General features: G+C 65.8%; 13 protein-coding genes and 1 tRNA gene. 2 read left to right on the top strand and 12 right to left on the bottom strand.

Features of this window, described 5'->3' with window-relative positions:
- Positions 1–13 precede the first annotated feature (13 nt).
- Together sseA and RQP55_RS06690 are read right to left on the bottom strand one after the other, a co-directional pair.
- Positions 14–856: a 3-mercaptopyruvate sulfurtransferase gene (gene sseA, locus RQP55_RS06695; RefSeq protein WP_315609414.1), complete on the bottom strand. Its 843-nt coding sequence runs from the start codon at positions 854–856 to the stop codon at positions 14–16.
- A gap of 139 nt (positions 857–995) precedes the next feature.
- Positions 996–2,144, bottom strand: a complete 1,149-nt coding sequence (locus RQP55_RS06690) for a hypothetical protein (RefSeq protein WP_315609413.1) — start codon at positions 2,142–2,144, stop codon at positions 996–998.
- A gap of 119 nt (positions 2,145–2,263) precedes the next feature.
- On the opposite strand from RQP55_RS06690, the gene queF reads away from it, so the two are divergent.
- Positions 2,264–2,722, top strand: coding sequence for a preQ(1) synthase (gene queF, locus RQP55_RS06685; RefSeq protein WP_315609412.1), 459 nt, complete (start codon positions 2,264–2,266; stop codon positions 2,720–2,722).
- A 4-nt stretch (positions 2,723–2,726) separates the two neighbouring features.
- Here queF and RQP55_RS06680 read toward each other — a convergent pair whose 3' ends face one another.
- From RQP55_RS06680 to RQP55_RS06660, 5 genes are all read right to left on the bottom strand, one after another.
- Positions 2,727–3,881 carry an acyl-CoA dehydrogenase family protein gene (locus tag RQP55_RS06680; RefSeq protein WP_315609411.1) on the bottom strand — a complete coding sequence of 385 codons (1,155 nt, stop codon included), beginning with the start codon at positions 3,879–3,881 and terminating at the stop codon, positions 2,727–2,729.
- Positions 3,878–4,867: an acyl-CoA dehydrogenase family protein gene (locus RQP55_RS06675; protein WP_315609410.1), complete on the bottom strand. Its 990-nt coding sequence runs from the start codon at positions 4,865–4,867 to the stop codon at positions 3,878–3,880. The genes RQP55_RS06680 and RQP55_RS06675 overlap by 4 nt, the downstream gene beginning before the upstream one ends.
- 27 nt (positions 4,868–4,894) lie before the next feature.
- Positions 4,895–4,970 (bottom strand) — tRNA-Thr (locus tag RQP55_RS06670).
- A 30-nt stretch (positions 4,971–5,000) separates the two neighbouring features.
- Positions 5,001–5,873 carry a hypothetical protein gene (locus tag RQP55_RS06665; protein ID WP_315609409.1) on the bottom strand — a complete coding sequence of 291 codons (873 nt, stop codon included), beginning with the start codon at positions 5,871–5,873 and terminating at the stop codon, positions 5,001–5,003.
- Complete coding sequence (locus RQP55_RS06660; RefSeq protein ID WP_315609408.1) at positions 5,870–7,186, bottom strand: replication-associated recombination protein A; 1,317 nt, start codon at positions 7,184–7,186, stop codon at positions 5,870–5,872. Before RQP55_RS06660 ends, RQP55_RS06665 begins: the two co-directional genes overlap by 4 nt.
- A 125-nt stretch (positions 7,187–7,311) precedes the next feature.
- On the opposite strand from RQP55_RS06660, the gene RQP55_RS06655 reads away from it, so the two are divergent.
- A complete protein-coding gene (locus RQP55_RS06655) occupies positions 7,312–7,770 on the top strand; it encodes a hypothetical protein (RefSeq protein ID WP_315609407.1) in 459 nt (152 codons plus the stop codon).
- A gap of 3 nt (positions 7,771–7,773) precedes the next feature.
- On the opposite strand, the gene RQP55_RS06650 is transcribed toward RQP55_RS06655, so the two are convergent.
- The 5 genes from RQP55_RS06650 to RQP55_RS06630 form a co-directional block, all read right to left on the bottom strand.
- Positions 7,774–8,934, bottom strand: coding sequence for a glycosyltransferase family 1 protein (locus tag RQP55_RS06650; RefSeq protein ID WP_315609406.1), 1,161 nt, complete (start codon positions 8,932–8,934; stop codon positions 7,774–7,776).
- A gap of 37 nt (positions 8,935–8,971) precedes the next feature.
- A complete protein-coding gene (locus tag RQP55_RS06645; protein WP_315609405.1) occupies positions 8,972–10,558 on the bottom strand; it encodes a HAMP domain-containing sensor histidine kinase in 1,587 nt (528 codons plus the stop codon).
- Positions 10,555–11,247: a response regulator transcription factor gene (locus tag RQP55_RS06640; RefSeq protein WP_315609404.1), complete on the bottom strand. Its 693-nt coding sequence runs from the start codon at positions 11,245–11,247 to the stop codon at positions 10,555–10,557. Before RQP55_RS06640 ends, RQP55_RS06645 begins: the two co-directional genes overlap by 4 nt.
- Positions 11,248–11,279: 32 nt before the next feature.
- The gene (locus RQP55_RS06635) at positions 11,280–12,812 is read right to left on the bottom strand and encodes a DUF4173 domain-containing protein (RefSeq protein WP_315609403.1); all 1,533 of its coding nucleotides are present in this window, start codon (positions 12,810–12,812) and stop codon (positions 11,280–11,282) included.
- Positions 12,813–12,945: 133 nt separating this feature from the next.
- A complete protein-coding gene (locus tag RQP55_RS06630) occupies positions 12,946–14,757 on the bottom strand; it encodes a DEAD/DEAH box helicase (protein WP_315609402.1) in 1,812 nt (603 codons plus the stop codon).
- Between the last annotated feature and the right edge of the window lie 2 nt (positions 14,758–14,759).

Here is a 14,759-nt window from a genome sequence, read left to right as displayed (position 1 = left end):
TCGTACTCGTTATTCAGGCCGCGCCGGTCGCCTTCGGCGTTTCCGGATCGGCCCCCCATTCGGTCCAGCTTCCGTCATAGAGCCTGCCGTCTTCCTTGCCCAGCAAGTGCATCGCAAACAAGAGGACACAGGCCGTAACACCGCTGCCGCAGGTGGTGACAACCGGCCGGCCTAGGTCAATCCCAGCTGCCGAAAAGGCTTCTCCCAGCCCGGCCGTGTCCTTGTAGGTGCCATCGGCATTGAACAGCGCCGAATAGGGAAGGTTCCGCGCGCCGGGGATATGGCCGGCGGCAATGTTCGGCCGGGGATCGGCTTCCTCGCCGGTAAAGCGCGCCGCACCGCGGGCATCGAGCACTTGTTCGGCAAGACTGCCGACATTGGCCAGCATCTGCTCCTTTGTGCGGACCTTGCCCTCTTCCTGCCAGGCCGTGAAATGGCGGTGGCGCAGCGTTTCGCGCCCTTCGGCGAGTGGACGGCCCTCGGCCTTCCACTTGGCGATTCCGCCATCAAGGATGGCGACATCGTGCGCCCCGAACAGCTTGAGCATGAACCAGGCCCGCGCCGCGGTCTTCACCGCGCTGTCATCGTAGATCACGATCCGGCTGCCATCGCCAAGCCCCAGCGATTGCATCCGGCTGGCAAACTTTTCCGGCGGGGGAAGGGTGTTATCGATCGGCGAAGCGGTATCGACCAGATCGGCCAGGTCCATGAAGACCGCGCCCGGGATGTGACCCGCAAGGTATTCTTCCAGCCCGTTCCGGCCTGCCGCGGGCAAGTGCCAGCTGGCATCGACGATCCTGAGATCGCTCGCGCCCATTTCGTTGGCCAGCCATTCAGTGGTGACAAGACTATCCATATGAAACCTTGCGTCCTCCTCACGCTTGCCGACTGTGCGTGCTGTACACGTCGTGTCCGGGCCAGTGCCGCGCTCCTCTTCGCTGCACTTGCGAACGAAGGCTTAACCCGCAAGGCAGCCCGCGTCCATGGCAATTCGGTCAGCCGACCGCGCGTTGCCCCAGCTTGCCGAAAGTGCGCGGTCCCAGGTCAAGCCGGAACGGGCGCAGCGCGCCGCCCGGCTGCTCGGGCAATTCGCCAATTACGAAGGTCTGGGCGAGGACCAGCGGTTCGCTCGCTGCCTGTGCCGCTTCCGTCCGGAGCCGCACGAGCGGAACGAAATAGGCGGTGTTGCCCGAGCGGATCGGCGTGATCGCGGCAAGCGGCAAGCGCATTTCGCCCGAAAAATTGGCGGTTTCGCCCGGGGCCAGTTCCAGCAGGGCGTGGCGCAGGTCCAGCCGCTGCGCGGTATTGGCTATCTGCTTTTCGACCGGCAGCGAGGCGTGCGCGGCAACCATGTCGCCCTCAACCGCGATTGCGCTGAGCGTGGTCGTACCATGGTTGGTCAGGGTCAGGTTATAAGCCAGGGTAGTCGCCACCAGCGAAGCATCAAGACGGCGGGCCTCAAGGGCGATGTGCAGGCCCGTAGGCTTGGCCGCCACAACCGATTCTGCTGCCGAAGTCGGGGCAGGGGCGGGAGTGGGCGCGGCCTTGGGCGCGGCTGCGGGCGACCCTTCGGGCTCCATCGCCGGCACGACGGGCGCTTCGAACGTTACGTCCGGCTTCCTGCCGGGCTGGCGCCGCCGCCAGAGCAGCCCGCCAACCAGAGCGAGCAGCGCCAACGCGCCAACCAGTGCGCCGGTGGCAAAGGCGGCCCAGTTCGATGTACCGGCAGGTTCGGCGGCTGGCGCACTGGCCGTTGCAGCAGGGGCGGCAGTTGGAATGACCGGTGGCAAGTCGCTTTGTGCGGCAGGAGCGGTTGCGCTCGGCCGGATCTGAGGGGCGGACGTAGCACTCGTGCTGGCCGTCGATGCAGGCCGGGCGGCAGCAGTCTGGCGCACGGCCGGTTGGCGTGGAGCGGCAGAAGGTGCGGCCCGCGTGGCTGGCGCGGTGCTGGGCTGCGCCGTCGCCGATTGGGTCGGACGCGGCTGGACAACCGGGGCGTCGCTGTCAACCGGACCAGCAGGCCGCGCGGTGGGGCTGGGCGAGCCGGGAGGCAGGTTGAACACGTCCTGTGCCAGCCCCGGGACTGCGGCACATGCCAGCCCCACAGCCAAACCTGCCTGAACGATCCCCAAACCTGTTTTCACGCTGTTCACTTCCTTCGCTTGTCCGCGCCGCAGGCACGGGCTGCCCTGAATAGGGTGTGAACCCGCCGCTTCCAACCGGTGGCTTGTGTCGGCAGCGCGTTCGGGGCATGGCCTGTGCCATGTCGGACACACTTCAGCCCCTGCACCTTGGTCAGACCAGCGCGCTTCCCGCTTCACCGGAAGAAGCCGTTCTGGACTATGTTCCCAACCCGCGCCCGAGTGCGCTTTATCTGGCGCGCTTTGCGGCGCCGGAATTCACCTCGCTCTGCCCGGTCACCGGCCAGCCCGATTTCGCGCACCTGGTGATCGATTATGCGCCGGGGCAAACGATCGTTGAATCGAAAAGCCTGAAGCTGTTCCTCGGCAGCTTCCGCAATCACGCGGGCTTCCACGAAGACGTAACGGTTGGCATCGGCCAGCGCCTGTTTGACGAGATGCAGCCCCGCTGGCTGCGGATCGGCGGCTACTGGTATCCGCGCGGCGGCATCCCGATTGACGTGTTCTGGCAGAGCGGCACCCCGCCCGAAGGCCTGTGGGTGCCGGACCAGGGTGTTGCCGGTTACCGCGGGCGCGGTTGAACGATCAGCGGGTGCCAAGCCCGCGGGCGATGATCCCGCGCAGGATTTCCCGCGTGCCGCCGCGCAAGCTCCAGCTTGGCGCATTGTGGACGATGTTGGCGAGGACCGAGGCATAGGCCCCGGCCGCGCGCGGATCGGGTTCGGCGTCAATCAGCTCGCGCGCCACATCCGGCAGCGCTTGTTCGAACAGCGCGCCGACATCCTTGACGATGGCCGCCTGGAGGTTGGCGTTCTGATGCTCTTGCAGCATTCCCGCGACCGAGCGTGACAGGCGGCGCAGCACGGCGAGCCGCGCGGTGACGCGGCCGACGGTGATCTGCGCGGCATCGCTGTCACGGCCCTTGAGCACTTCGATCAGCTGGACCATCAGTTCGATTGACGAGAGGAAGCGTTCGGGGCCAGAGCGTTCAAAGGCCAGCTCGCTCATCACCTGATCCCAGCCCTGGCCTTCTTCGCCCAGCAGCATGTCGGCAGGGACAATCGCGTCCTCGAAATGCATTTCGTTGAAGTGGTGCTGGCCCGCCAGGTCGATGATCGGTTTGATCGTCAGGCCGGGGGTATTCTTCAGGTCAACCAGCAGCTGGCTGGTGCCAAGATGGCGATCAGCCGGAGTGCCGCTGGTGCGGCAGAACAGGATCACATAGTCCGCCTCATGCGCGAAGCTGGTCCAGACCTTGGTCCCGGTAACGCGGTAGACATTGCCGTCCTTCACCGCTTTGGTGCGGGTGGCGGCAAGGTCGGAACCCGAATCCGGCTCGCTCATCCCGATCCCGAAGGAAAGTTCGCCCGCCGCGATGCGCGGCAGGAAGGCCTGCTTCTGGGCTTCGGTGCCGAACTTGAGGATCGACGGGCCCGACTGGCGGTCAGCAATCCAGTGCGCGCCCACGGGAGCGCCTGCGGCCAGGCATTCCTCAACAATTACGGCGCGTTCAAAGGCGCTGCGTTCGTGCCCGCCATATTGCTTTGGCCAGGTCATGCCGAGGTAGCCGGCCTGCCCCATTGCCCGGCTGAAGCCGCGATCATAGCCGTACCAGTTATCACTGCGCTGGCGCGGGGTGCGATCCTTCAGCTGCTGGTCAAGGAATGTGCGGAACTCGGCACGCAGCGCGATAACCGCGTCGGTGTCAGCCGGCGGGGCGGGAAACGGAATTGCGCTCATAGTGCAGTCACCATCGGCCAATAGCCCGGGCCGCCCGCCGCCAGCGCGGCGGAACCCAGCAGTTTCGCCCAGGATACCTGGCCGCCGAACTCGTCGCGCCAGGCCCACAGGGCAGTGGTGTAAAGGTGGAGGCGGTGCTCGCGAGTAAAGCCGATCGCGCCGTGCATCTGGGTGGCAATCGCGGCCCCCGCAGTCGCCGCCTCGCGGGCGCGCAGCGTGCCGGCGGCAACGCCATGCAGATCATGGCGGGCAAGGGCTTCCCCGGCCAGATCAGCCGCGGCGGTGGCGCAGGCCAGCTCGCCCGCCAGCTTGGCCAGCTCATGCTGCACTACCTGGTTCTTCTGCAGCGGCTTGCCGAATTGAACGCGGGTGGCGGTGTGGTTCAGCGTCATCTCGAGGGCGGCTTCAAGCGCCCCGGCAATCTGGTATGCACGCACGGTTGCACCCGATGCCAACGGGCACCAGGGCAGCGCGGCTTCGGCATCGATCGCCCAGTCGATCGCCAGCGTCGGGCGCGGGTTGAAGTTGGCAGCAGTGCCGGCCTCGGCAACGGTCCAGCCAGTGCGCGGTACCCGGTAAAGCCTTTCGCCCACCCCAAGCGCGAGGCAATCGAGGTGCTCGCCCCACGCGACCCGGGCGACAGTGCCGGTCAGGCGGCCATTGGTGACGGACAGATCGTCGGCGCGGGCAAGACCCGCGGCACCTGCGGCCAGCGGCAGGCCTGCAGCGGCAAGTAGCTGGTTGGCGGCCATCGTTTCGGCCACGGGGAGCGGCATAGCGTGGCTGCCCAGCAGGCGCAGCGCTTCGCCGGCTTCGGCAAAGGACAGGCCGAATCCGCCCTGATCCTCGGTCAGCAGGGCCAGCGGCAGGCCCATTTCCTCAACTTCGGCCCACAGCGCCGGAAGCCACTGCCCTTCGCGCGCGGCGGCATGCACAGCATCATTAAGCGATCGCTCAAACAGCCGCGTGATCATTTCTGCAAGCATCGCGTGCTCGTCCCTGCGATTGTGGTCTGGTGCCGGCTACAGGATTCGAACCCGTGGCCCCCTGATTACAAATCAGGTGCTCTACCAACTGAGCTAAGCCGGCAACGTGGTCTTTGTGCTGGTGTCCTTAGCGTCAGGCAGCGCCAAAGGTCCACCCCTCTGTTTGGGCAATTGCAGGTGTAAGTCCACAAGGGCTCCAGAGAGCGGGGTCATGCGCGGCATTGCGCAGCCAGGCGGCGGTAATCAAGGCATCGGCGGCATGGTCGGTTATCGCACCCGAGCCAATGGCCGGAGCCGAATCCAGCACCCCTAGGGCGGTATTGAGATCGGCATGGTCACGAATCTTGGATGCGCCAGTGCGGCGGCCCGCGGCGCGGGCAGCAATCGTGGTGTAGATCTCGCACACCACCGAGCCATTGGGCGGCAGCGGATCGATCGGCCAGACCGGCAGGCGGCCCTCGAGCCGGTGCAGCAATCGCATGCCAGTCAGACTCGATTTGCCGACCTGCGCGGCGCCGACCAGGTTGAAGTTGGAATAGGGGCGGCAGCCCATTGCTTCCTGTGCACGCTCAGTCACGCGGAAGCGGCCGCGTCCCCCGCCGAACAGATCACCCTCGCGGCCGCCGTGGCGGCGAAAATGGCGCGAGGCTGCGGGGTGATCGACCAGGCTGCCGGCGGAAAGGTGCAAATCATTGGCGCAGATGCGGTCAATCAACGCCCATAGTTCGCGGGCGCTGCCCGGACTTTCGGCCCAGCCGGGGAAGAAGCTGCCTGCATCAGCATGGGCTAGGCTGATCCCCATATCGAAGCCGACTATGGTGTTATCGGGCAGTTCGCTGAGCAGCCAGTCGAGCACTTCGGGGCGCGACCAGCGATGGCCGGGGCGTACCAGTTGCGGCGCGGCACGGCCCGAACTGCACAGGGCGATTGCGATGCCGTGATGCCGCTCTCCGGCCGCGCCTGACCAGTCAATCGCAACGAATGTCTCAAACCGACGGGTTGTCATTCCCCGCGCAGCTCGCGGCGTTTCTTGTCCCAGTAATCAAGCCGTTTGAGGACTTCGCGCTCAAACCCGCGTTCGACCGGACGATAGTATTCCTGCGCGCCCATCCCTTCGGGCCAGTAATCCGCGCCGGAAAAGCCGTCTTCGGCCTCGTGGTCATAGGCATAGCCTTGACCATAGCCGATGTCCTTCATCAGCTTGGTCGGGGCATTGAGGATATGGGCAGGCGGGGAGAGCGAGCCGGTTTCCTTCGCGCTCTTCCACGCCTCCTTCTGCGCCACATAGGCCGCATTCGATTTGGGTGCGGTGGCAAGGTAGAGGCAGGCTTGGACGATCGCCAATTCGCCCTCGGGGCTGCCTAGGAACTGATAGGCTTCCTTGGCGGCGAGGCACTGGGTCAGAGCCTGCGGATCGGCCAGGCCGATGTCTTCGCTGGCAAAACGCACCAGCCGCCGCAGCACGTAAAGCGGCTCTTCACCCGCAGTCAGCATCCGAGCCATGTAATAGAGGCTCGCCTGCGGATCAGAGCCGCGTAGCGCCTTATGCAGCGCGGAAATCAGATTGTAGTGCCCGTCGCGATCCTTGTCATAAACCGCCACGCGGCGCTGCAGGAAAGCCCCAAGGCCGGCCGGATCGAGCGGCTTAGGGATCTTGGCATTGTAAAGCGTTTCCGCCTGGTTGAGCAGGAACCGGCCATCGCCATCGGCGCTTGCCACCAGCACCTCGCGCGCATCGGGGGTGAGGGGGAGGGGACCAGCCAGGGTTTCGGCGCGGGTCAGCAATTCATCCAGGGCCCGAGCATCAAGCCGGTGCAGTATCAGCACCTGCGCGCGGCTTAGCAGCGCGGCGTTAAGTGCGAAGCTGGGGTTCTCGGTCGTCGCGCCAACCAGCGTGACCGTGCCCTTTTCAACAAAGGGCAGGAAGCCATCCTGTTGCGCGCGGTTGAAGCGATGGATTTCGTCCACGAACAGGAGGGTGCGCTGCCCCATTTTTGCCGCGGTCTCTGCTTCGGCAAAGGCCTTTTTAAGGTCCGCCACACCCGAGAACACCGCACTGACTGAAACGAAGCGCATACCCACGGCGTCGGCCAGCAACCGGGCCGTGCTGGTCTTGCCGGTGCCGGGCGGTCCCCACAGGATCATACTGGAGAGGCGCCCCGCCGCAACCATCCGCCCGATCGCGCCTTCCGGTCCAGTCAGGTGCTCCTGCCCGATCACTTCGCCAAGGTTATGCGGGCGCAGCCGATCGGCCAGCGGTGCGTCTTCGCTTGGTTCTTCCGGGGCGGCGGGCAGGTCTTCGGCAAACAGGTCGGCCATCGGGCCTGCATAGGCCAGTTTGCCGGGCAGGTTAATCGCCTAAACTTGCCCGATCCCCCGGATATTGCTGATCCTGCCATGTGTGGTACCCTCGCGTTATCCCATATGGGATGGGGAGAAGTGCCATGAACGATGCAAATACTGCGGCTCGTCCGGGAGCAGGATACTGGATCGCCGCGCTGGTCAGCCTTGCTTGGAACAGCTTTGGTGGGGTCGATTACCTCATGTCGAAGCTGCGCAACATGGATTACCTGACTGGCGCGATGGGCAGCGAAGATGCGGCAAGGCAGGTGCTGGCCATGCTCGATGCCATGCCGATTTGGGCTCATTTCCTTTGGGGGCTGGGGGTCTGGTCCTCGGTTCTGGGCTCAATCCTGCTGCTGGTTCGCTCTCGCCATGCAGCCGCGGTCTTCCTGGTTTCGCTGATCGCCGCTGCGCTCAGCTTCGCCTATCAGGCCACGCTGACTTTTCCTGCCGCGCTCGACACCACGGCCAACAAGATCATGCCGCTGGTAATCCTGGCGGGGATTGCGGTGCAGTGGTGGTGGGCCCGCAAGCAGCAGGCCAAAGGCTCGTTGAAGTAAGGCTCAGCGACTGTTCAGCGCGGCCTTTTGGCGGATCAGCCGGATATAGGTATCGGCAACGACCTGATTGATCTGATCCCACGAGAAATCGCGGCTGCGCCGCTCGCCCGCTTCGCCATGGGTGCGGCGCAGCGCCGAATCCTGGATATAGGCCTGCAGGGCCTCTGCGAACTGATGAACCGCGCCGGGGCGGATCAATTGCCCTGATCGCCCATTTGCGACCAGATTCTGGCTGCCAGTGGCCGCCGCCGCAACCACCGGCAACCCGCTGGCCATCGCTTCCAGGCTGACATTGCCGAAGGTTTCCGTGGTGGAGGGGAAGAACAGCACATCCATGCTGGCTACGGCCTTGCCCAGGTCCTTGCCCGCCATGAAGCCGGCAAAGGTTGCCTGCGGCAGACGGGCCTCCAGCCAGGGCCGCGCCGGGCCATCGCCCACGATCAGCGTGCGGTGCTTGATGCCCTTGCGGCGCAGTTCGTCGATCGTATCGGAAAAGACATCCAGTCCCTTTTCCATCACCAGCCGGCTGTGGAAGCCAACCAGTACTTCGTCATCGCCGATCCCCAGGCTGCGACGCCACTCCATCGACCGATGCGACGGATCGAAAATTTCGCGATCCACCCCGCGCGACCAGATATCGATATCATAGTTCATCCGCTGGTCGCGCAGGACCTGGGCCATCGATTCAGAGGGTGCGACCAGCGCGTCGCAGCGACGATAGAGACGCCGAAGTCCAGCCTCGACCAGCGGTTCCAGCCAGGCCAGGTTGTAATACCGAAAATAGGTTTCGAACCGGGTGTGGACCGACCCGAGCACGGGAATGTGCCGCTGGCGCGCCCAGCTTACGGCGCGATGTGCCACGAAGTCTGGTGACGATATCTGCACCACATTAGGGTTGAAGGCCTTGAGATCGGTGCGCACCCGCGGGCTCAGAAAAACTGGAACGCGGTACTCGCCACGTCCGGGAAAGGCGAACGACGGTACGCCAACAAGGTCACCAGTCGGTGGGAAGGCGGGTTCAGGCACTACGGGCGCATAGACCCGCACTGCAGCGCCTTGGCGCAACAGATAGCCAACAAGCCGGTTCAGCGCCTGGTTCGCGCCATCGCGGACATAATTGTAATTGCCGCTAAACAGGGCAATGCGCAGGTCGCTGGTCTCCATCGCAAAGGCCCTAGCCGATTGCTGCGTCAGGTGCGAGTCAGGTGCGGGCGAGCGGAAGCGTCAGGACCAAGGTTGTCCCCACCTCGCTGGGTGCAAGTTCAAGCCGCCCAAAGCTGTTTTCCGCCAGTGCCCGGGCGATCGGCAAGCCCAATCCGCTGCCGCCATCGGAGCGCTTGCTGGTGAAAAAGGGATCAAACACCCGCTCGCGATCAGCCTCGGGGATGCCCAGGCCATTGTCTGCCAGCGCGATGCGAACTTCGCCACCGGTCACGGTCGCGCCAATCGCAAACTGGTTGGCTCCGGCCTGCCGGGCGTTTTCGGCCAGAGTAGTGATGATCGCTTCCAGCGCAGCGGTTTCGATAGCCAAGGGCGGTAGGCCGGCGGGCAGATCTGCCACAATGGCGAAGTCATCGTGTCGCAGGACCGAGGATAGTGCCGCCAGCATTGGCGCCAGATTAGCGCGCGCGGTGGGATCGGCCCGTCCCATATCCGCCATGGCCAGTTCCATTAGCCGGCTGACAAGGTGCGATAGCCGCCCGGCATCGGCAGCCATGTTCCTCAGAAACCGCTGGCGCTCATCCTCGGCCATGCTTGCGCCGTGATCCTGGAGCAGTTCGATCCCGCCCGAAAGGCCTGCAAGCGGGGTCTTGAACTCGTGGCTCAAGGCCGCCGCAAAGTCGCGCAGATAGCGCGAGCGCCGGGCAATCGCCGCCGACATCGCCGCAAAATCATCGTAAAGGCTGCCGATCTCGCGCACTTCCAGCGTCGGACGGGGGGGAGCGGCGTGGCGGCCCTGCGCCAGCGCCCGGCTTGCCTGGCTGAGCCGCTCAACTGGGCTAACAATGGCGCGGGCGAGCACCGCGGTCAGCACCACCAAAAGCGAAAAGATCCCCGCCACGCCGAGCGCGATCTTGCCGCGATCCTCCCACATTCCGCGGAACAGGGCGCGCGGGGACCGCGAGACCAGCACGGCTCCCACCACCTTGCCGCGCACCATGATCGGGCGGGCCTGATGCATCCGGATCGAGGTGGCGCGGCTGATCCAGTCAAGCGGCGTATCACGCAGATAGGCGTCATTATGGCGTAGTACGGTGCGCGAGGTGCCCGCCAGGGCGCTGCGCACCTCTGGGACTTGCGCAAGGCTCAAACCCCTTTCGCGCCCATTAAGCAGCAGCCCGTGGTGATCGAGCAGCAGGATCGAGGCCAGCGTGGCACGCTTGGTCTCGGCAACGGCCGGGGCAATCCGCGCGGCGACCATTTGCGCGACCGGATCGACGCGGGCGACACTGGTGCTGGCAGCGGGCCGTTCCGGCAGGACAGGCGATGAGCGCAGGTCGACACCCGTGGGCACATCGTCAAAACTCTCACGCGGATCGTCCGGTTCGTCGATCGGAGCAACCGCTGTGGGCCCAGGCCAGAGCAGCGCCGCACTGGCGGCAATGGCCGCGCTCTGCGCAGTGAGTTCGGCTTCGGTCCGCCGGATCAGGGCGTTCTCGTAAACCCGCAGACCCAACGCGGCGATGCCGGGCAGTGCAGCCACGAACAGCAGCGTTCCAAACAGCAGCCAGCGCAGCCGCGGTACCGGCCAGAGCCGCAAGGCAAGACGGCGCAAGGTTTCGATCATACCGGGGTACAGGGGCCGAGCCGGTAACCCACCCCTGCGCGCGTTTCGACCAGGCTGTCACACCCGGCCTCGGCAAATTTGCGGCGCAGGTTGCGGACATGGCTGTCGATTGTCCGATCGGTGATCGCAAAGCCTGGGCCGTGCAGCCGGTCAATCAGCTCATCGCGCGAGAAGAAGCGCGTTGGCGCTGCGGCAAGGGTCCGCAGCAGGGTAAATTCAGTAACGGTCAGTGCCACATCGCCGCCCTGCCAGCGGGCCGCCCAGCCATCAAGATCAAGCGCCAGCCCGCCGCGGCCAAGCGGTTCGCCTGCAGGCGCGGTATGCCGCACCGAACGGCGCAGGATCGCCTGCGCGCGGGCAACCACTTCGCGTGGGGAAAAGGGTTTGATCACATAGTCGTCGGCACCCAGCTCGATCCCCAGCACGCGGTCCAGCTCATCATCGCGGCTGGACAGGAACAGGATCGGCAGGTCCGAACTGGCGCGCAGGCGGCGGCATACTTCGAGCCCGTCCATCCGCGGCATGTTGATATCCAGCACCACCAGGTCCGGCGGATCGTGGCCAATCATGGCCAGGGCATCCTCACCGTCGCCGGCTTCCGCCGTGGCAATTCCCGCCTTGTCGAAGGCGAAGACCAGCACCTCGCGGATATGCGGGTCATCATCAACAATCAGGACGCGGCGGTTCATGGCCTTGCCTTGTGCCGGTTCCGGCCCGCCAGTCAACCGGGCTCGCCCGCTGGGGCCGGCGGGGCCTGATAGGGCACGCCAGAACAATCGAAGCGCTGCCCCGGATAGTCGCGCACCGGGCCGACCAAAGCCTGGGCCCGCGTCAGGCGGCGCTGGCCAAGCAGGGTCCAGCCCCCTTCATGCAGCAGCTGGGCTTGCCGGTATTGGACCATCTGGCGCAGTGTCTTGACCCGCGCCAACAACACCGGCTCAAGCGGGCGGCCTTCCAATTCGATCAGCGGCAGCAGCGATGACGTGCCCAGTTCAGCGAGATAGCACAGGTCGATCCCGGCGCCGGTATCATCCACCTCGCGGGCGTGGCGCACGTTCCACTGCGCGGCCAGCGCGCCGGTATCGACAAAGGCATAGCCCAGCAGCAGTGTGGCCACGGCAACGCAATTGGCATTGATCAACCAGGCGCCCGACTTTTCCTTCAGCAACCGCCACAGGATAATCCCCAGGCCCAGCGCTACCAGCACCATCCAGGCCAGCGCCGCAATCCGCAGCCGGGTCAGCGAATAGGCATCGATGTAATCGTATAGGCGCAGCATCGCAGAGGCGACCAGCACCACATTCTGCCCGATCCACAGCATGACCAGCCGCCTGACCAGCGGGCTGGCGGCGGTCTGCGACCCAGGGCGCAGCGTTACCAGCACGAACAGTCCGGCCAGTAGCGCCGTAAGCACCAGCGGATAGGCGCCGCGGTGGGCATAGTCGGCCAGGGTCATCCCCTGCGGCAGCGGCACCAGACCCCATAGCCAGGCCAGGTCCATGGCGTTCTGCATCGCAAACAGCAGATTGAAGAGCACCAGGCTAAGCAGGACCGAGACCGGGTTGACGCCCGGCAGGCGAAGCTCGCCCGAGCCGCCGAACGTGCCAAACATCGGCATAGTCCGGCGCGGCCGCAGCACTCCCCAGCTGATCACCGAAACCACGCCCCAGAAAGCGATCCGTTCGAAGGCCAGGTCAGCAGGCAGGGTCAGAGAGAGGCTGGCGAAGAAGCTTTCGATCACCGGGTTGGCCGAAGCGAATAGCATCAGGATTACCGCGGATCCCACCAGCGGCAGGATCAGCGCGGGCAGGGTGCGGCGCAGGCCCTGTACCGCAGCGGGCTTGCGGCGGTGGACGCGGGCGAGCTTGAACAGGTCGATCAGCGGGCCGAACAGCGCCTTGAAGCCGTGCGCAAACAACCGCTGCGCCCAGCGCCAGCCATCATCGAAGCGGGCGGTGCCTGGCAGCAGGATCGCGAGGCCCAGGGCGATCCAGAACAGCAGGAAGGGCAGGATCGTGGCATCGATGGCCATTGCTCCAGCCATCATCACGGCGAGGCTCAGCGCCGCTAGCGCCCGCCGGTCATGCCGCAGCGCCGGCATTGCCAGCCCAGCGGCCAGCGCCAGGACGGCACCGAAAAGGCCCAGCCAGCCATGGCTGTGCCCGCCTTGATAAAACACCCAGTCGGCCAGCGCGACCAGCGCGGCGGCCAGCACCAGTTTGATCCAGAACCCGCGGTGATGGACGCCGCCCATGCAAAATCTCCCGTGATTGCGGGATCGCTTCTAGCCCAGCGCAGCGCAGAGCGTACTGGCGCTGGCGTGGGCATGGTGTGCAGATTTGGTGCAGGCGGGAACGCGCTCGACCTTCCCGCCCACAGTCATGCGGTCAAGCCTGACGCGGGCCCTTGCGGTGGGGCTTGGGCTTGCCCTTGAACGGCGGACGACCGCCGCCGGGACGGGGGCCGCGGTCATTGCCGCGGTTGCCCGGATGGCCGCCACGATTTTCGCCGCGTGGGCGGTTTTCGCGGGCTGCGTCGCGCGGGGTTTCGGGGGAAAGGTCGATCGTGATCCCGCTCTCATCTTCGCTGCCCGGCTGGGCCGTGCGGGCAACCGCGGCGCGGAACTTGGCTTCCAGGGCGCGCGGGATTTGGAAGAAAGTTTCGTTTGCGGCGATACGGATCGCGCCGATCTCGTTGCGGGTCACATGGCCGCGACGGCACAGCAGCGGCAGCAGCCAGCGCGGATCGGCGTTGTGGCGGCGGCCAATGTCCATGCGGAACCAGACGGTATCGTCAAAGCCTTCGCGGTGGTGGACCGGCCGCGCCTGCCCATCGGGCTTGGTGCGCGCCGACATGTCGATCAGTTCTTCGGGTTCGGGCAGGCGGCTGGCATGGGCGCGAACCAGCGCCAGAGCCAGGTCTTCCGGGCCCATCGTCGCCAGCAGCCGGCCCGCCAGTTCGCTTTCAGCCTCGCTGGGTTCGATTGGCGCGGTCAGCGTGGCGATCAGGCGTTCGTGATCTTGGGCGCGGATCGCCTCGGGGCCGGGCACATCCATCCATTGCGCGTCGATCCGGGCGCCGCGCAGCATCATCTCCACCCGGCGGCGGCGCGGGTAGGGGACGATCAGAACGGCGGTGCCCTTCTTGCCGGCACGGCCGGTCCGGCCCGAACGGTGTTGGAGCGCTTCCGCATCGCGCGGGATCTCGACGTGGATCACCAGGCTGAGCGAAGCGATGTCGATCCCGCGGGCGGCAACGTCGGTCGCCACGCAGACGCGCGCGCGCTTGTCACGCAGGGCCTGCAGCGCATGGTTGCGCTCATTCTGGCTGTGCTCACCCGACAGGGCAACCGCCGCAAAGCCGCGCTCAACCAGCGTGGCGTGCAGGTGGCGGACATTGTCGCGCGTGGCGCAGAACAGGATCGCCGTTTCCGCCTCGTGAAAGCGCAGCAGGTTGACCACCGCGTTTTCGATGTCGGAGGGCGAAACAGTTACCGCCTGATAGGCAATGTCGCCGTGGCCCTGCTCGTCACCCACGGTGGAGATCCGCAGCGCGTCGTGCTGATAGCGTTTGGCCAGCGCCACGATCGGCTTGGGCAGGGTGGCCGAGAACAACAAGGTGCGGCGATTGGCCGGGGTGGCGTCAAGCAGTTCCTCAAGATCTTCGCGGAAGCCCATGTCGAGCATTTCGTCAGCCTCGTCGAGGACGACGAAGTTGAGCGCCGACAGGTCAAGTGCGCCGCGTTCCAGGTGATCGCGCAGGCGGCCCGGTGTGCCGACCACGAAATGGGCGCCCTGGTAAAGCGCACGACGTTCACGCGAAGGATCCATCCCGCCGACGCAGGTGGTAACAGTGGCGCCGGTGCCCGCGAAGAGCCAGGTCAGCTCGCGGCTGACCTGCAAGGCCAGTTCGCGGGTAGGGGCTACGACCAGGCCCAGCGGTGCCGCAGCCCTGGGCAGGGCCTGCTCATCGCCGAACAATTGCGCGCCCATGGCAAGACCAAAGGCAACCGTCTTGCCCGAACCGGTCCGGGCCGAGACGACCAGGTCGCGGCCCTCGGCTTCGGGTTCGATCACCGCCGCCTGAACGGCAGTCAGTGCAGTATAGCCGCGCGCGGTGAGCGCGGTGGCAAGGGCGGCGGGAAGGGCGGCAAATGGCGCGGCTGACGCTGCACCAGGCAGCGAGCCTGATTGTGCCATGA

The sequence above is a fragment of the Novosphingobium sp. APW14 genome, from assembly GCF_032337075.1.
In the GTDB taxonomy this organism is placed as follows: Bacteria; Pseudomonadota; Alphaproteobacteria; order Sphingomonadales; family Sphingomonadaceae; genus Novosphingobium.
This window is presented reverse-complemented; position numbering and strand designations above follow the sequence as displayed.